Consider the following 17,456-nt stretch of genomic DNA (forward strand, 5'->3'; position numbering starts at 1 on the left):
GCGATTAGTAATTCTTTTTCTAAATTTTGTTAAAAACCTGCGGTGGGAGAGCGGCATTGCAAGTCCATTTTTAGCGTCAGCTGCGGATGGCGGGGATGATTTGCTCCCGGATGTTAATGCCGGAGCGGTTCCCTTCTCATTTTGCACACCCGCGGCCGTGGCTGTGCCTCTGGCACACCTGAAACCGCATGAATTGCCCCGCTGTTTATTTGCGCTGTGCCGGGCCTGCAGGCAAAATCAGACGATGTCAGCCCCTCGCCGTGCAGCCGCACCGGCAATTATTTATTAACAACAGGTCCTATTTTTTGAAAGCTATCCAGCCTGACTCAGGCGAAGATTTAACAATTCAGGCCGGCGTCAGCACAACGCAGGTCTGGCAGCGTGCCGATCTGATGACGGCTCAGCCTGACTGGCTGGCGGATGAGGTGCCGGTGGCGCTGGTCTATAACGGCATCTCTCACGTGGTGATGATGACCACCCCCAAAGACCTGGAGGCCTTCGCGCTGGGTTTTTCGCTGTCAGAGGGCATCATCGACGCGCCGGGTGATATTTTCGGTATGGACATCGTGCCGGGCTGTCACGGTATTGAAGTCCAGATTGAGCTTTCCAGCCGCCGCTTTATGGCGCTGAAAGCGCAGCGTCGTGCGCTGGCGGGCCGGACCGGCTGTGGCGTGTGTGGCGTTGAGCAGCTGGATCAGATCGGCAAGCCGCTGTCGCCGCTACCCTTTACCCAGACCTTTGCGCTGGATCAGCTCGATCGGGCGCTGGGACAGCTGAAAGAGTATCAGCCTGTCGGACAGAAAACCGGCTGCACCCATGCGGCGGCGTGGATCCAGCCCGATGGTCAGCTGGCCGGCGGCTGTGAAGATGTAGGTCGCCATGTGGCACTCGATAAGCTGCTGGGCTATCGCAGCCAGGCCGCGTGGGGGCCGGGGGCGCTGCTGGTCTCCAGCCGCGCCAGCTATGAGATGGTGCAGAAGTCCGCCATGTGCGGCGTCGAGATCCTGTTCGCCGTCTCTGCCGCGACCCGTCTGGCGGTTGAGGTGGCTGAGCGCTGCAACCTGACGCTGGTCGGCTTCAGCAAGCCGGGCCGGGCCACGGTCTACAGCCACCCGCAGCGGCTGCGTTAAATTACCTGCCGTTGCCGCTTCGCTAGACCACGATCAACCGGGGCAGCGCCTGCTGCAACGCATCCAGTTCGGCACCGTTATCCCCGCCGCTGTCGGTAATCAGCAGGCTGATCGCCTGCGGCGGCGCGTAGATTGTCCGGCTGACCACGCCCAGCTTGGTGTGATCGGCCAGCAGATAGCAGGCGGCGGATTGCTGAACCATTGCCCGGGCGATGGCCGCTTCATGCGGATGAAAACTGCTGGCACCACAATCGGCCTCAATGCCAACCGGCGACAGCAGCGCCACATCGGCGCGGTAGCGGATGATTTCGCCCACGGTGATCTCACCGCGCGTCTGTTGCGCCCCGGCGGACATATTCCCGCCCAGCAAAATAATCTGATTATTCAGAGGCTGGTCTTCCTCTCCGGCGCTCAGCGCCAGCGCGGCCTGCAGGCTGTTGGTCACGATCGTCAGGCCGGACAGGGCGTGCAGCTCTTCTGCCAGCAGCGTGGTGGTACTGCCCGCATCAAGGAACAGCGTCTGTCCGGGCTGCAGCAGCTGCGCGGCGGCGCGGGCGATCGCGCGCTTCTCCCGGGTCTGCGTACTGCGACGTTCCGTCAGCGGCGGCTCTGCCGAGGGTTCTATCGCCACCAGTCCGCCATGGACGCGGCGCGCCAGCCCCAGCGCTTCCAGCTCGATGATATCGCGGCGCGCGGTTTCGCGTGAGACCCCCAGCTCCCTGATGATGCGCTCGGTACTGACCTGATTGAGTCGGGTCAGCAGGGCGCGGATGCGATGAAGGCGCGTTTCCTGCAGCATAGCGGTTTCCTTTTTAAGCGCGAAGAGCACGGATAATACGCCAGTGAGGCGCAGGAGTCCGTCTGAATCAGGCATCAGCTTAACGCGGCGATCTCCCTGCGTCATGTGTATTTTGTTGTATTTGTGTATTTGGTTGCATTTTATTTTCAGGCAGGCATGATGGAGGGGTCTGATCTTCCTCCTTCATCCTTGTCACGGGAGTCATTATGGCCACGCGTTCCACCATTATGGATACCAACAGTTTTCGTGCCGAACATGCCGATGCGCTGGATAGCGACACGCGTAAACTGACCGATAAACGCAGCAAAGTGCTTGGCGAATCCTATCGTCTGTTCTATCGCAAACCGGTTCATCTGGTGCGGGGTGAAGGGCAATACCTGTGGGATGCCGCAGGTGATAAATATCTCGATGTGTATAACAACGTGGCGAGCATCGGCCACTGCCATCCGGCGGTGATCGAGGCGGTGACGCAGCAGATGAAAATGCTGAACACCCACACCCGTTACCTGCATGAAAATATCCTCGATTACAGTGAAGCGCTGCTGGCGACCACACCTGCGGCGATCGATCGTGCGATGTATATGTGCACCGGCTCGGAAGCGAATGACCTGGCAATCCGCGTCGCGCGCGCCTTCAGCGGCGGCACCGGCATCATTGTCAGCAAGGAGGCCTATCACGGCACCAGTGAGCTGACCTCCGGTGCGTCGCCGGCGCTGGGCAGCGGACAGCCGCTGGCCCCCACCACACGGCTGGTGATGCCGCCGGATGCCTACCGGGTGGATGCGCCCGACCTTGGCGACTGGTTCGCTGACCAGATTCAGCAGCAGATTGATGACATGGCGGCGCACGGCATTAAATTTGCCGGTTTCCTGGCGGACTCGATTTTCTCCTCGGACGGTGTACTGCCCAATCCGCGCGGCTTCCTGAAAAAAGCGGTCGATGTGGTGCACGCCAACGGCGGTATCTTTATTGCCGATGAAGTCCAGCCTGGCTTTGGTCGCACCGGCGACGCCTTCTGGGGCTTTGGCCGCCACGATGTGGTGCCCGATCTCATTACCACCGGCAAGCCAATGGGCAATGGCATCCCCGTTTCCGGGCTGCTGGCAAAAAGTGATGTGCTGGCCGCCTTCAGCGACTCGATTCCTTACTTCAACACCTTTGGCGGCAATCCGGTCGCCATGGCCGCGGCGCAGGCTGTGCTGAAGGTGATCACCGAAGAGGGGCTGCAGGAACACAGCCGGGTCGTCGGCGCGAAGCTGCTGGCTGAGCTGAAAACCCTGATGGATCGTTATGAGTGCGTAGGGGATGTGCGCGGTGCCGGACTCTTTATCGGCTTCGAGCTGGTGACCGATCGTCACAGTAAAACGCCGGATAAAACCCTGGCGCTGGATTTAATCGAGAAGCTGCGTGAACATCGCGTGCTGACCTCGGTCGCGGGCCCCTATGGGAATGTGCTGAAACTGCGTCCGCCATTGGCATTCCAGGAGAGTGACATCGACTGGCTGGTCGGCGCACTCGACAGCGCACTGCGCGAGCTGGGCAGGTAGTCCGCAGGTCAGGGCTGACGCGGCAGGCGGGCGGACAGACCGCCTGCTCTGCGTGCGGAATCGGCATCCCGGTCCGGCGGACGGAGAGGGTCAAAAAGGCAGGGTGAGGCACAGCATCTTGAAAAAACAACGGGTTGCTATTGCCGGATTTCTCAATTCCTTAGGTTTTATAGGGCATTGATTACCCTTTTACGCTACATGAATTTAACTATAATGATTCGACTGCTTACGCGGCACGTCCTGAATCCGTCGTGCTGCACCCACTAAATGGAGAGGAAGAACATGAGTTATTCACTGCCATCCCTGCCTTACGCATACGACGCACTGGAACCGCATTTCGACAAGCAGACGATGGAAATCCATCACACCAAACATCACCAGACCTATGTGAACAACGCTAACGCGGCGCTGGAAGGCACTGAATTTGCCAATCTGCCGGTTGACGAGCTGATCACCAAACTGGATCAGCTGCCAGCAGACAAAAAAGGCCCTCTGCGCAATAACGCAGGTGGTCACGCTAACCACAGCCTGTTCTGGAAAGGCCTGAAAACCGGCACCACGCTGCAGGGCGACCTGAAAGCCGCGATTGAGAAAGATTTCGGCAGCGTAGAAAAATTCCAGGAAGAGTTTGAGAAAGCGGCAGCCACCCGTTTCGGTTCTGGCTGGGCATGGCTGGTTAAGCAGGGTGACAAACTGGCTGTGGTGTCCACCGCAAACCAGGATAACCCACTGATGGGCGAAGCGGTTGCCGGCGTGTCTGGTTTCCCGATCATCGGTCTGGACGTGTGGGAACACGCTTACTACCTGAAGTATCAGAACAAACGTCCTGATTACATCAAAGCGTTCTGGAACGTCGTTAACTGGGACGAAGCGGCTGCGCGTTTCGCTGCTGCTCAGTAAGTTAACCAAACGTAAACATAATGAAGATAAACCGGTAAATTCTATTTTGCCGGTTTTTTTTATCCCTATTTTATGCAGTCTCAAAGTGAACCAGAAATCGTAAAATATCCGCTTTAATGTTGTCCGATATTAACCTGCCGTTGATATTGGCCATGTTATTTTCAGTGACATCGTTGCTTAACTCTTTGTGTGTCGCTGATTATGTCAATTATAACTACTCATGAATCCACGACCGATTCAACTGCCTCGCTTTTTTTCCAGTTAATCAGTGGGAAATATGTGCCGGATAAACTCTGGCTGAGTAAACGCTTCCGGCTGAAATTTGTGTTAAGAACATTAATATCGCCGCTGACCACGCTGCATTATCTGGATGCGCTGTCGCAATTACCACAGCGCGCCCTGCTGATGAGCACCCAGGGACTGCTGCCAGCCAAGCTGCACCGGCCCTATCTGCGCTCGGGGATGAGCATCGCGGCCCGCGCACAGGCCATTCTCGATCACTACACTCTGATGAATAATCTGGCGAATCCGGCGCTGCGTCAGCTGCTGCAGAGCGCGTCTGATAATCCGCTGGCGATGCTGACCGGTAAAAATGGCGAGAAATTCCTGCTCTCCTGCAGCTCGGGTTATTTCGACCGTGAAGGTGAAGTGACGCTGGTATTGCGTTATAACGACGAAGTGATCGCCTCGCTCTCTTTTTCTATTCTGAACGAGAATAACCAGCGCACCTTATTAATTGGCGGATTACAGGGCCCGCGGAAACATATCAATAATGAGGTGATCCGCGAGGCGACCAAAGCGGCGCAGGGTCTCTTTCCGAAACGCCTGTTAATGGAAGCGGTATTTATTGTGGCGAAGCAGTGCGGCGTGGAAGCTATTCTGGCGGTGGGCGATGAGACGCACGTCTTCCGCAGTCTGCGTTATCGTCACAGCAAAGGGGATAAGTTCTTTGCCAGCTACAGTGAGTTCTGGCTGTCGCTGAGTGGCGAGGCTCGCCCGGACGGGATGTTCAGACTGCCGCTGAGCCTGCCGCGTAAAACGCTGGAGGAGATCGCCAGTAAGAAGCGGGCAGAGTATCGCCGTCGCTATGAACTGCTGGATTCGCTGGCGGAGCAGGTTTATGCCGCCGCCGGCGAACACCAGGCCGATGTCGATCAGGCTGCCGCCTGATCGCGGGCTCAGAATGCGGTTCTGGCGAAGCCGGTCATCACTTTCAGACCCATTTCACGTCCCAGCGCGGTCATTGGATGCACCACGACCAGGCCGCGCACGCTTTTCTTCAGCGCACCCAGATTTGCCTGCTCTTTTTTGGTAATTTCGCGGCTGAAGCCCATCTTTTGCAGCTTCTGCGCTTCAGCACTCAGCTTTTCAACCCGCTGATTGCGCAGACGCTCAATTTCCGTGACCAGCGTTTCTTTCTCTTTCAGCAGCGCGCCCAGTTTCTCGGCATCACCCGATTCCAGTAACTGCGGCTCTTTGCGGTTCAGTGCGTCCAGCTGATCGCTGAGACGTTTGATTTCGTTCTTTTCTTGCTCTTTCATGACAACAACTCGTTGAGGAAAACAGGCCAAGGATACACCAAATCTGGCGCCGGTTCCCGACAGGTTAAGGCAAAAAAGGCGCCGCAAGGGCGCCTGACGGGATTAGCTGCCGGACTTTTTAAACGCCTGCTTCATACTGATGCGGGCGATAAGCTCGGTGAGGGAGAGAACCATGGTGGATCGCACCATCTGCAGATAGCGCTGCTGCTGCATGCTGCGCAGTTCTGCATCGTCGGTGTGAAACACCGGTGCGGGCGGCCAGGCGGTCACGCAGTGCAGCTCGCCAAAAGGGCCCAGAATTTCATCGTCGGTAAAACGATACTCTCCGGTGTCGTGATTCAGCTCTTCGCGGAGCGCCAGCAGCAGCTCAGCATCTTCATATTCGTGCCGGCTGATGACGCCCAGACCGTAGATCAGCTTCAGGCGAACCGAGAGTTCGCCTAAAGGCCCATCGCCCAGCAGCAGCGGTTCTACCGCATATTTGACCGCATAGTCATCTTTGCGGAACACCTGCAGCACCAGCAGATTGACGGCTTCCGCCAATAGCTCAACGGCGGCGATCAGAAAGCTTCTCACCGAACGACCGGCGTTCAGGCGCTCAAGCACCCGGTTCTCAAAAGCTTGCTTCTCTTCCATTATTGCCTGCATGGGTTCAATACCGCCGTTGGGCGCAGGCGAACTGCGCCCGGCTTGCGTCACTAACACGCGCGCATTATGCCATAGCGTGCCAGGCGCTCACCACCGAAGCCACGACCTCGCTGTCAGCATCCAGCCCTGAGATCTCCGCCAGCGTCGCCTGTGGACCTTTCTCTGCCAGCAGTGCAGCCAGCTCCTGCGCCTGCGGGTCCTGGTCGCTGTGATAGTGCATCGCTGCGGCAATTCCCTGCACCAGGCTGGCGTGCGGTAACCCGTACTCCAGCGTCCCCAGCGTCGGCTTGATCAGGCGATCGCCCGCGCTGAGTTTACGCAGTGGCTGACGCCCGACGCGCTCAACCTCATCTTTCAGATAGGGGTTTTCAAAACGGCCGAGGATCTTGCGGATGTAAGCCGCATGTTTCTCTGCGTCAAAACCGTAGCGCTTAATCAGCACGGCGCCGCTCTCCTCCATCGCGCCTTTCACCACGGCCCGGATTTTTTCGTCAAGAATGGCATCGCGAATGGTCTGGTGACCCGCCATCTGGCCGAGGTAGGCGGTAATCGCGTGGCCGGTATTCAGGGTGAAAAGCTTACGCTCGACAAACGCCATCAGGTTGTCGGTCAGTTCCATGCCCGGAATGGCCGGCAGGTCACCTTTGAACTGGGTTTTATCCACGATCCACTCGCTGAAGGTTTCAACCGTCACCTCCAGCGGATCGCTGCTGCCCGCTTCGGTTGGCGGCACGATGCGGTCAACGGCAGAATCCACGAAGCCAACATGCTGCTCCAGCCAGGAATGATACTGTTCGGGCAGCGCCTTGAGCACATGCTGTTTCAGCTGGCTGGTGCCGCGCACCATGTTCTCGCAGGCGATGATATTTAACGGACGGGTATCACCGTTGTCGCTGCGTTTTGCCAGCCCTTTGGCTACGCTACCGGCGATACGCTCCAGAATTTGCGGCCCCACGGCGGTGGTGACCAGATCTACCTCCGCAATCAGGGTGACGATCTCATCACTGGTGCTGTTTACCGCACTGACGCCTTTAACGGTTTCTGTTCTGGCCTGCTCGCCAACCACATGAACGGGATACTCATGACGCGCGTTCAGTGCATCCAGCACCGCCTGATTCACATCAGCAAAAACCAGTTCGATACCTGCATCAGCCAGTAATTTGCCGATAAAGCCGCGACCAATGTTTCCTGCTCCGAAATGTAACGCTTTCATAATTTTTGACCCATATCAAATGACGATGGGGCGGGCAAACCCGCCCCAGGGAAAAACAGCCTTGAATTACGCGAGTGCCGGTTTGCCTGACAGCAGATCCAGCACTTCCTGCACGCTGCTGGTGTTCGCCAGCTTCTCAATCACGCTGTCATCATCCAGCGCATTGGTCAGGCTGGTGATGACCTGAATGTGCTCGTTGTTGCGGGCAGCAATACCAATCACCAGGCGCGCCACATCGTCCGCATCTTCGCCGAACAGGACGCCTGCCGGATACTGGCAGAACACCACGCCGGTTTTCAGCACGCGATCTTTGGCTTCAACCGTGCCGTGCGGCACCGCGATCGACTCGCCGAGGTAGGTCGGCGTCAGTTTTTCACGCGCCAGCATCGCCTCAACATATTCAGGCTCAACGTAACCGCCTTTCACCAGCTGCTCACCCGCAAAGCGGATGGCCTGCTCTTTGTTGCTGGCGCTCAGGCCGAGGAAGACGTTATCCGCGCCCAGCTTAAACAGGTGTGCGTTGCCTTCATCGTAACTGTCTGACAGGGCGGTGTTGACCGTTTCACGATGGAGGTCGCTGCGGTTTGCCGCCACCAGACGCTCGGTCAGGGTGCTGTAGAGCGCGCTGTCGAGGAAGTTGTTCAGCGATATATGCTGTGCATGCGGAGCCTGGCGAATGGCGCGTTCGGTCAGGTCGCGGTGGGTGATCACCAGGTCGACATCGCCTGGCAGAGCGTTGATGGCGGTATTGGTTACCGAAACATTGCTCAGACCCGCGTCCTGCACTTTCTTACGCAGCACGCCTGCGCCCATGGCGCTGGAGCCCATACCGGCATCACAGGCGACGATGATTTTACGGACGTGATGCAGATCGACGCTCATGGCATCGCTGGCGATAGCGCCACCTGCGGCACCCTGACCTTTCGACTGCGCTTTCATCTCATGCATGCGCTGGGTTGCCGCTTCGATATCGTCATCTTCTTTGACTTTGCTGGTTTTCAGCAGAATCGCAGAGACCACGAAGGAGACAGCGAAGGCGGCAGCAATCGCCGCGATGTTGGCGAAGTAGGCACCTTTTGGCGTCATCGCCAGCACCGCCAGGATAGAACCGGGTGAAGCCGGAGAGACCAGGCCGCCGTTCAGCACGGTCAGCGTGAAGACACCGGTCATCCCGCCCAGGATCACCGCCAGCAGCAGGCGAGGGGCCATCAGCACATACGGGAAGTAGATTTCATGGATGCCGCCCAGGAAGTGGATAATCGCCGCACCCCCCGCAGACTGTTTGGCACTGCCGCGACCAAAGAACATGTAGGCCATCAGCACGCCCATACCCGGACCCGGGTTGGCTTCGATCAGGAAGAAAATCGATTTGCCCGCTTCACTCGCCTGCTGGATACCGAGCGGCGAGAAGATGCCGTGGTTAATGGCGTTGTTCAGGAACAGGATTTTCGCCGGTTCAACGAAGATGGAGGTCAGTGGCAGCAGGTTGTTCTGCACCATCAGGTTCACGCCGGCGGCGAGAATGTGAGACAGACCTTCCACCAGCGGACCGATGGCCAGGAAAGCCAGCAGCGCCAGGATCATCCCGATAATACCGGCCGAGAAGTTGTTAACCAGCATCTCGAAGCCGCTTTTGATTTTGCCGTCGATCGCCCGGTCAAACGAGCGGATGGCCCAGCCACCCAGCGGACCGGCAATCATCGCGCCGAGGAACATCGGCATATCGGCACCCACGATCACACCCATGGTGGTGATGGCACCGACCACGCCGCCGCGATCGCCGCCCACCAGACGCCCGCCGGTAAAACCGATCAGCAGCGGCAGCAGGTAGGTGATCATCGGGCCGACCAGTTTGGCCAGCGTTTCGTTAGGGATCCAGCCGGTTGGAATAAACAGTGCAGTGATGATACCCCAGGCGATAAACGCCCCGATGTTTGGCATCACCATATTACTCAGAAAGCGACCAAAGCTCTGTACTTTGACCTTGACTGATGAGGACATAAACCCACCCCTTATTGAGACGCGCTGCAATAGGAGAGCGCGTTTGTTTTTGTTTAGCCACCCCGACCAGAGCCGGTGGTATTACTGTATGCACGCGGACTCTATCACGCGAATCTGGCACTGCGTAGGGCCCGGAATAAGTGTGATCCACATCACTCATTTACGGTGGGGACGGGGGCTATTAGCGTGACTTTGATCACAAATACAGAGGCGGACACGGTGACTTTGCCTGAATTATGACCGGCGTACCGGCTTATCTGTGATGAATATCACATTCGTGATGGCAGGGTTTGTTATGTAAATGTGACTGAGATCACAAACTATTTTTGGTCGAAAATGCGCCAGATCACACTTTAGTCAGCGGGGGATTCAGGGGCAGAAGAGGCGGGAAAAAAAGGGCAGGGAGAGGGGCAGGCGATCGGTGCCTGCCCGTAAAAAGTGTTACTGCAGACCCGCCTGAACGGCGGCCTGAGCCTGAGGCAGAGCCTGCGCATTGGCTGACACGGTGCTCATCAGCGCATTGTATTGCGAAGCCTGCTCCTGGGTCGGGAACTGCACACCGCCATCATTGAAGCTGACGCGGGTTCCCTGCGATTGCAGGAAGTCACCGGCCTGGACCGCGCCCTGACTCAGCGCCTGGAGCTGAGGCAACAGCGGGATCAGCTGATTGGCAGGCACCGTCACCACTTTGTTGTAGGCGCTGTCGTAGACTTTTTTCAGATCATCCTGCTGCTTCAGGGTCGCTTTGCTGCTGTCCGCCTGCATTTTGGCGCTCTCAACCTGCTGCGTGACGATCACCAGGGCGCTGGTGGCCTGGCGGAGTGAGTCACGACGGCTGAGGTAATCCTGCGGCACGCGAATGGCAGACAGCTCATCGACCACCGGGCGCATCCCCTGCTCAACGGCTTTATTCGCCTGCTGCGAGAAGCCATACAGGATGGCGTAGTCGCTGGCGAAGTTGCCAAAACTCTGCTTCTGATTTTCGCTCAGGCTGGGCAGATGCTCGCCGCTGCGCATAACGGTATTCTGGAGGAAATCGATAAATGCTTTGCGCTGCTCGCCTTCTTTATCACCGCACGCGGTGAGTTGCAGCACGATCAGCACGCCAGCGATCATCATGCCGCTGCGTGCCAGGATGCGGGTAAGTCCTGAAGCCATGGGTTCAACTCCTGTCGGTGATACTGTCTGATATCCAGGTAAGAATGGCCTAAAGAATAGAACAATCCCTGGTCACGGCACAATGTGAAACCACACGTGAAACAGAGACTTTCTGCAACCCGCGCCGTCGCACCTCCGCGCCGGGGCGTCAGGGCGTGCCGGGCAGCACGCCCTCTGTGATGCTGAGGAGGCGGAACCTCGCTTCAGAACACCACCGCCTGACCATCTTTGCGGCTCTCGCTGGCTGCAATGTAGAAGCCCTGAGGATCGCGCACGATTGCCTGCGCACCGCCAAAATTGTAACTGCTCAGCGGATCTTCCAGCACCACGTTATGTCCCATGCGGCGCAGGGTGCTCAGGGTGTTGCGATCGATCGTTGACTCAAACACCACCTCGCGTCCCTGCACCACGCGCCAGCGCGGCGCATCGATCGCCGCCTGAGGATTTTGCCGGTGAAGCATGATGCGCAGCGCCAGCTGGACATGCCCCTGCGCCTGCATCGGGCCGCCCATTACGCCAAACGCCATCAGCGGCTGGCCCTGCTCATCCCGCGCAAAGGCCGGAATGATGGTATGGAAGGGGCGCTTACCTCCCGCCACAAGGTTGGGATGAGAGGGGTCGAGTGAAAACCCGGCACCCCGGTTCTGCAGGCTGATACCCGTGTCAGGCACCACCACCCCGGAGCCAAATCCCATGTAGTTAGACTGAATAAATGAAACCATCATGCCGCTGGCATCGCCGGTGGCCACATAAACGGTGCCGCTTTGCTGCGGCGACCCAAAGCGAAAATCGCCCGCCTGGCCAGGGTCAATCAGCGCGGCGCGCTGGCGGAGGTAGTCGCTGCTCAGCAGGCGGTCAGCCGGAAATTCGAGGTGATCTTCATCGGTGACATAGCGCTCCAGATCGACCAGCGCCAGCTTCATCGCCTCAATCGACAGATGCAGCCACTGCGGAGAATCGGGCGCGTAGCGATGAATCTCCCACTCCTCCAGGATGCCGAGCGCAATCAGGGTGGCGATGCCCTGACCGTTAGGCGGCAACTCCTGAACCGATCCGCCGGCAAACGGATGGGAGAGCAGGGTGACCCAGTCGGCGCGATGATTTTTCAAATCCTCCAGCGTCAGGGCTGCGCCATGCTCGCGGGCAAAGTCTGCCATCTTCTGCGCCAGTTCGCCGCGATAAAAACTCTCTCCCCGACTCTCAGCGATCGCCTGCAGGGTGCTGGCCTGCGTCGGGTTGCGGAAAATGTCACCCGCGCGCGGCGGGCGGCCCTGCGGCGCAAAGCAGCGGCTGAAGCCAGGCTGATCCCGCAGCTTGTCATAGCCGCGCTGCCAGAGCTGAGCAATCAGCGGTGAAACCGGAAAACCGTCGCGCGCATAATCGATCGCTGGCTGCGCCAGGGTGGTCAGCGGCAATGTGCCGAAGCGCTCAGCCAGGGTGACCCAGGCCGAGACAGCCCCCGGCACGGTGACGGACTCCCAGCCGGTTTCAGGCATGGTGTCTGAAGCGGCAAAGCGTTCAGGATGCCAGGCGGCGGGGGCGCGACCGGACGCGTTCAGCCCGTGCAGCGTGTGGCCGTCCCAGACAATGGCAAAGGCATCGCTGCCGATGCCGTTTCCGGTCGGCTCCAGCACGGTTAAGGCCATGGCCGTGGCGACCGCCGCATCCACGGCGTTACCTCCCTGTTGCAGCATACGAAGACCGGCCTGCGCCGCCAGCGGCTGGGAGGTGGCGACGGCGTTACGTCCCATCATCGGTACGCGATAAGAGGGATAGCCGACATTGAAATCTGTTTCACGCATCGCTTTTCCTTAGAGAGTTCAGCTCCCGGTCTGGCCGTCATCGGCGTGCCATAGCGCCTGCACTTCTTTCGCGCAGGCGCATCAGCATTGACGGAGCGCTGCACCGGCAGAAGGCAGAGACCGTTTCATCAGGGAGTCTGCTGTTTTATCCGGTGATGTCTGGCCGTGCAGAATAGGTGATTCATCCACAACCTGCTGTGAGCCGCCGCGCGGCCGCGCACAGGGGGTTGCCAGGACTATTCTTAATTTCATAAAGGCAGTGAATATAAGTGTTCAGTAAGTAAACCATTGGCGTATATTTTGCACTCACTATCTGAAGAGGCAGACCGCCTCACAAAATTGAGAAGATGCCCGCGAAAAGCATGACGGCACCCGCATAAATAGCAAACAGCATTTGATTTTTTTGTCCGCTATGAGGGCACAAAAACCAGTTGCCTCAGCGTCTTAGAGGCGTCGGAACAACTCCGGCAAAAGATAGTGAAAAAAATAATGAGAAATTGCGCGGCAAATAGTCAGGTCTCTATCCATACTTAGTCTCCCGGCATTTGTTGCATTGAACTGACACCTTTTAAAGCAGTGCACAGCAGGCTGCGTCCCGTAGTGGTTTCAAAAATAACAAAAACAAACCCTTGCGGGATCCAGCCTGTAACAGGCCCGGTTTCAGAGCCCCAGGTTGAGGGCTCTTACCTCTCTACTTTCACGTGCTTCATAGCGAGTTTTAAGGAGTTCTCTATGGAATTAAAAGACCCGATGTTTGAATTGCTCAGCAGCCTTGAGCAGATTGTTTTGACACGTGATGATCGCGCCGCCGACTTACTGATTCAGCGTCAGCAACCCGCTCAGCCAGAGCCACAGCGCCTGCGCGAAATGACCGGTATGCAGGTTGATGAGTTTGCTAAAGTGATGGGCGTGAGCGTTTCTTCCGTGAAAAGCTGGGAAGCCCGGCGCACCCGTCCTTCTGCGACGGCACAGAAACTGATGAAGTTATTACATGCCAATCCCTATCTGGGACGGCAGTTGCTCGACTAAGTTTGCTTCAGAAAAGAACCCGCCGCTGGCGGGTTTTTTATGCGCGTAATTCGCTGTATTTGGCCGCCTGCTTCACGAACCAGCTTTCCGGAACGTTGTAGGGTGATTCCCGCAGCTGTGCGATCCCACTCTCTATAATGGTGGAAGCCTGCTGCCATAACTGTGCATCGCCCTGTTTCAGCAGCGTAATCTGTATCTGCTTTTCCACCAGATAGACGCGGGCAAAGTCAGGATCGAAGCGCACAATCGCGCGGGTATTGTCGATGATATCGGCCAGTTTTATGGTTTGCGCCTCAGGACTGGCGCTGGCAGTATGGCGAAAGTGCGCCAGTTTACGGGCTGCCCGATTTTTAGCCGTGGCAGGCGCGCTGTCGGTCAGCATTTCTACCAGGCTGGCCACGCGCGCGCCGAAGTGGGCTTCTATATCGCCCGGCGTGGTCGGTGTATCTTCCACGGTGTCGTGCAGCCAGGCGGCCGCCAGCAGGGCATCGTCATGGCTGACGCTGCGCACCAGCTCCACGACCGCCGCCGGATGAACGATGTAAGGCTCGTCGGTATATTTGCGGCGCTGACCGGCCCGGGCATGCGCCTCGGTGGCGAAACGACGCGCCTGTTCTTCCAGTGAATTCTGCATGCCTGTTCCCCTGATAAAAGTTTGCTTGCAATTATCTAGTGCGCTACCTATATTAAACACCATGAACAGTGATCAAGATGACAAAAAAGTGAAACCGATGCCACTGTTGGTCGATCAGCAGCTCTGCTTTGCGCTTTACTCTGCCAACCTGGCGATGAATAAAGTCTATCGCCAGTTGCTGAGCCAGCTCGACATCACCTATCCACAGTATCTGGTGATGCTGGTGCTGTGGCAGAAAGATGATGTCACCGTCTCAGAAATCGGCGAGCAGCTCTTTTTAGACTCCGCCACCCTGACGCCCCTGCTGAAACGACTGGAGAGCGCAGGTCTGATTAACCGGCAGCGTACCCGTCAGGACGAGCGTCAGGTTGCTGTAACGCTCACCGAAGCGGGCGAGGCGCTGCGCATTAAAGCCGCCTCTATTCCTGAAGCGGTGAAATGCGCCACAGCCTGTGACGATGAGACCCTGCTGGCGCTGAAAACAGAGCTGGATGGGCTGCGGGATAACCTGAACCAGTCCCGATAAAAATTGCTGACGGGTGCGTGGCACCCGTTAAACCTCATCGCCTGATACCGCACAGATAAGTAGCGGGCGATTAAATAGCGTAACGGAGAAATGACATGTCTTTAGAACAAGTGGTTTACCGCGCCAAAGCCAAAGCAACCGGTGGTCGTGATGGTCGTGCAACCTCTTCTGACGGTGTACTGGACGTGAAACTGGGTGTCCCGAAAGAGATGGGCGGTGCAGGCGGCGAAGCGACTAACCCTGAGCAGCTGTTTGCTGCGGGCTACTCTGCCTGCTTCATCGGTGCGATGAAGTTTGTGGCGGGCCGTGACAAGATCGCCATGCCAAAAGATGCCTGGATCGAAGGTGAAGTTGGTATCGGTCCTATTCCCAACGGCTTTGGTATCGAAGCGACCCTGAACATCCATCTGCCAGGCATGGATGAAGCAGAAGCGCAGAAGCTGGTTGATGCGGCGCATATCGTTTGTCCTTACTCAAACGCGACCCGCAACAACATTGACGTGACGCTGAATATTATTCGCTAAGCGAACAGCGGGCCTGAGTCTCTCAGGCCCCTCTTTTTTTCATCCCCGATTCCACTCTGTCACCCTCTGTTTGCCCGCCACGATCTGTCTTGTACAAAAAATGTGCTAATCAGGTCGACAAAGATTATTTTCTGGTCTATCAAACGCAGCCATGTTTTACTGGGCCACCTCGCGTTATAGCCCATAAACCCGTTCAGAATTTTCCTTCATCTTGTCCGGCCCGCTTATTCAGCGAACTCTGCCGCGATTCGGCAGTCACATTAAAGATTTGTCAGGCGCTTCACACCGGAGAAACCCCCTTTTTCATGAATTACATTAAAACGCTAACGCAGCAAAAGTTATCGCTATTGCTGGCGCTCTATCTCGGTATCTTGCTGAATTTACCGATTTTCTATCGTCGTTTTGACGGTTTTCTGAAGCAATCCACAGTCACGAACTGGCTGACGGCGGTCACCGAGGTTGTGGCGATCGTGCTGCTGACATTCTTCCTGATGCGCCTGCTGTCGCTGGGAGGCAAGTGGTTTTATCGCGTGCTCGCCACGCTGATTGTGCTGATTTCTGTTGCCGCCGCCTATTACATGGCGTTTTTCAACGTGGTGATTGGCTACGGCATTGTGGCGTCGGTGATGACCACCGACACCGATCTCTCTAAAGAGGTGATCGGCTACCACTTCGTTCTGTGGATGGTGCTGGTCAGTGCGTTACCGTTGCTGATGATCTGGCGCAACCGGCTGAGCATGACGCTGAATGAGCAGTTGCGTACGCCGGGACAGCGTCTGAAACCGACCCTGATTATGCTGCTCTGCGTGGCGCTGGTCTGGCTGCCAATCCGTTATTTCGACAAGCTGCAGAAGCATAATGAAGAGATCACGAACATCGATCTGCCGAGCTACGGCGGCGTGGTCGCGCACTCTTATCTTCCTTCCAACTGGCTGGCAGCGGTCGGACTGTTTGCCTGGACCCGCATGGATGAGTCGCTGCAAAGCGAGGAGCTGCTGGATCCGGCGAAGAAGTTTACCTACGTCGCGCCTGCCGGGCTGGATGATACCTATGTGGTGTTTGTGATTGGTGAGACCACGCGCTGGGATCACATGGGTATGCTGGGTTATGAGCGTGACACCACGCCTAAACTGTCGAAAGAGAAAAATCTGGTCGCGTTCCGGGGTGAATCCTGTGATACCGCAACCAAGCTGTCGCTGCGCTGCATGTTCGTGCGCGAAGGCGGCACGATGAATAATCCGGGCCGTACGCTGAAAGAGCAGAATGTGTTTGCGGTGATGAAAGAGCTGGGCTTCACCTCTGAGCTGTTTGCGATGCAAAGCGAAGTCTGGTTCTACGACAACGTTAATGCCAATAACTTTGCCTTCCGTGAGCAGATCGGTTCCGAGAAGCGCAATCAGGGCAAAGCCGTGGATGATATGCTGCTGGTGCCTGAGATGAAGGCGTCGCTGGATCGTTTCCCGAAGGGCAAGCATCTGGTGATCCTGCATACCAAAGGGTCGCATTATCTCTATTCACAGCGTTACCCGCGCAGCTTCGCGAAGTATCAGCCGGAGTGTATGGGGGTGGATGAGACCTGCAGCAAAGCGCAGTTGATCAACGCTTACGATAACTCGGTGCTTTATGTGGATAGCATGCTGGACAGCGTGCTGGATCAGCTGCGTGATAAGAAAGCGATTGTCTTCTATGCCGCCGACCACGGGGAGTCGATCAGCGAGAATATGCATCTGCACGGCACGCCGCGTGAGATGGCGCCGCCTGAGCAGTTCCGCGTGCCGATGATGGTCTGGGCGTCTGATAAGTATCTGGAAGACAGCCAGAACCGCAGTAATTTTGAGCGTCTGCAGGCGCAGCAGCGTGTGGGGCGAACCCATCGTCACGTTGAGCTGTTCGATACCATCCTGGGTTGTCTGGGGTATACCTCGCCAGATGGCGGCATTAACCCGGCCAATAACTGGTGCCAGGCACCGGCGAAAAGTCAGGCTAAATCGCTGTAATGGTGTA

Annotated in this window: 16 protein-coding genes; 8 read left to right on the forward strand and 8 right to left on the reverse strand. The window is 57.1% G+C overall.

The window, feature by feature from the left end:
• The first annotated feature begins 305 nt into the window (after positions 1–305).
• On the forward strand, positions 306–1,130 hold the full coding sequence (gene fdhD / locus AC6I7A_RS00405) for a formate dehydrogenase accessory sulfurtransferase FdhD (RefSeq protein ID WP_058957165.1): 825 nt from the start codon (positions 306–308) through the stop codon (positions 1,128–1,130).
• Positions 1,131–1,152: 22 nt separating this feature from the next.
• On the opposite strand, the gene AC6I7A_RS00410 is transcribed toward fdhD, so the two are convergent.
• A complete protein-coding gene (locus tag AC6I7A_RS00410) occupies positions 1,153–1,929 on the reverse strand; it encodes a DeoR/GlpR family DNA-binding transcription regulator (RefSeq protein WP_009088330.1) in 777 nt (258 codons plus the stop codon).
• Positions 1,930–2,135: 206 nt separating this feature from the next.
• Between AC6I7A_RS00410 and AC6I7A_RS00415 the strand changes: the two genes are divergently transcribed.
• The 3 genes from AC6I7A_RS00415 (at position 2,136) to AC6I7A_RS00425 (ending at position 5,546) form a co-directional block, all read left to right on the forward strand.
• Entirely contained in the window at positions 2,136–3,476 is a 1,341-nt protein-coding gene (locus AC6I7A_RS00415; protein ID WP_009088333.1) for an aspartate aminotransferase family protein, read from the forward strand.
• 282 nt (positions 3,477–3,758) lie between these two features.
• Positions 3,759–4,376 (forward strand): superoxide dismutase [Mn], encoded by a 618-nt coding sequence (sodA, locus tag AC6I7A_RS00420; protein WP_009088335.1) that lies wholly within the window; start codon positions 3,759–3,761, stop codon positions 4,374–4,376.
• Positions 4,377–4,577: 201 nt separating this feature from the next.
• Entirely contained in the window at positions 4,578–5,546 is a 969-nt protein-coding gene (locus AC6I7A_RS00425) for a VirK/YbjX family protein (RefSeq protein WP_058957164.1), read from the forward strand.
• A gap of 8 nt (positions 5,547–5,554) precedes the next feature.
• Here AC6I7A_RS00425 and AC6I7A_RS00430 read toward each other — a convergent pair whose 3' ends face one another.
• The 6 genes from AC6I7A_RS00430 to AC6I7A_RS00455 form a co-directional block, all read right to left on the reverse strand.
• On the reverse strand, positions 5,555–5,917 hold the full coding sequence (locus tag AC6I7A_RS00430; protein WP_058957163.1) for a YibL family ribosome-associated protein: 363 nt from the start codon (positions 5,915–5,917) through the stop codon (positions 5,555–5,557).
• A 102-nt stretch (positions 5,918–6,019) separates the two neighbouring features.
• Positions 6,020–6,565 carry a mannitol operon repressor MtlR gene (gene mtlR / locus AC6I7A_RS00435; protein ID WP_181161962.1) on the reverse strand — a complete coding sequence of 182 codons (546 nt, stop codon included), beginning with the start codon at positions 6,563–6,565 and terminating at the stop codon, positions 6,020–6,022.
• A 64-nt stretch (positions 6,566–6,629) separates the two neighbouring features.
• On the reverse strand, positions 6,630–7,778 hold the full coding sequence (mtlD, locus tag AC6I7A_RS00440; protein ID WP_058957162.1) for a mannitol-1-phosphate 5-dehydrogenase: 1,149 nt from the start codon (positions 7,776–7,778) through the stop codon (positions 6,630–6,632).
• A 66-nt stretch (positions 7,779–7,844) separates the two neighbouring features.
• Entirely contained in the window at positions 7,845–9,779 is a 1,935-nt protein-coding gene (locus AC6I7A_RS00445) for a PTS mannitol transporter subunit IICBA (protein WP_009088344.1), read from the reverse strand.
• 441 nt (positions 9,780–10,220) lie between these two features.
• Positions 10,221–10,937, reverse strand: coding sequence for a DUF3053 domain-containing protein (locus tag AC6I7A_RS00450; protein WP_058957161.1), 717 nt, complete (start codon positions 10,935–10,937; stop codon positions 10,221–10,223).
• A gap of 203 nt (positions 10,938–11,140) precedes the next feature.
• The gene (locus AC6I7A_RS00455) at positions 11,141–12,739 is read right to left on the reverse strand and encodes a gamma-glutamyltransferase family protein (protein ID WP_058957160.1); all 1,599 of its coding nucleotides are present in this window, start codon (positions 12,737–12,739) and stop codon (positions 11,141–11,143) included.
• Between the two features lie 732 nt (positions 12,740–13,471).
• Between AC6I7A_RS00455 and AC6I7A_RS00460 the strand changes: the two genes are divergently transcribed.
• The gene (locus tag AC6I7A_RS00460) at positions 13,472–13,768 is read left to right on the forward strand and encodes an HTH-type transcriptional regulator (RefSeq protein WP_009088351.1); all 297 of its coding nucleotides are present in this window, start codon (positions 13,472–13,474) and stop codon (positions 13,766–13,768) included.
• 37 nt (positions 13,769–13,805) lie between these two features.
• Here the strand turns inward: AC6I7A_RS00460 and AC6I7A_RS00465 are convergent, their stop codons facing one another.
• A complete protein-coding gene (locus AC6I7A_RS00465; RefSeq protein WP_058957159.1) occupies positions 13,806–14,402 on the reverse strand; it encodes an HD domain-containing protein in 597 nt (198 codons plus the stop codon).
• 61 nt (positions 14,403–14,463) lie between these two features.
• Between AC6I7A_RS00465 and AC6I7A_RS00470 the strand changes: the two genes are divergently transcribed.
• From AC6I7A_RS00470 to eptB, 3 genes are all read left to right on the forward strand, one after another.
• Positions 14,464–14,928: a MarR family winged helix-turn-helix transcriptional regulator gene (locus tag AC6I7A_RS00470; protein ID WP_046100928.1), complete on the forward strand. Its 465-nt coding sequence runs from the start codon at positions 14,464–14,466 to the stop codon at positions 14,926–14,928.
• 95 nt (positions 14,929–15,023) lie between these two features.
• On the forward strand, positions 15,024–15,452 hold the full coding sequence (locus tag AC6I7A_RS00475; protein ID WP_009088357.1) for an organic hydroperoxide resistance protein: 429 nt from the start codon (positions 15,024–15,026) through the stop codon (positions 15,450–15,452).
• Between the two features lie 305 nt (positions 15,453–15,757).
• Positions 15,758–17,449, forward strand: coding sequence for a kdo(2)-lipid A phosphoethanolamine 7''-transferase (eptB, locus tag AC6I7A_RS00480; RefSeq protein ID WP_009088360.1), 1,692 nt, complete (start codon positions 15,758–15,760; stop codon positions 17,447–17,449).
• Positions 17,450–17,456 lie beyond the last annotated feature (7 nt).

This window comes from Type-F symbiont of Plautia stali, assembly GCF_059731105.1.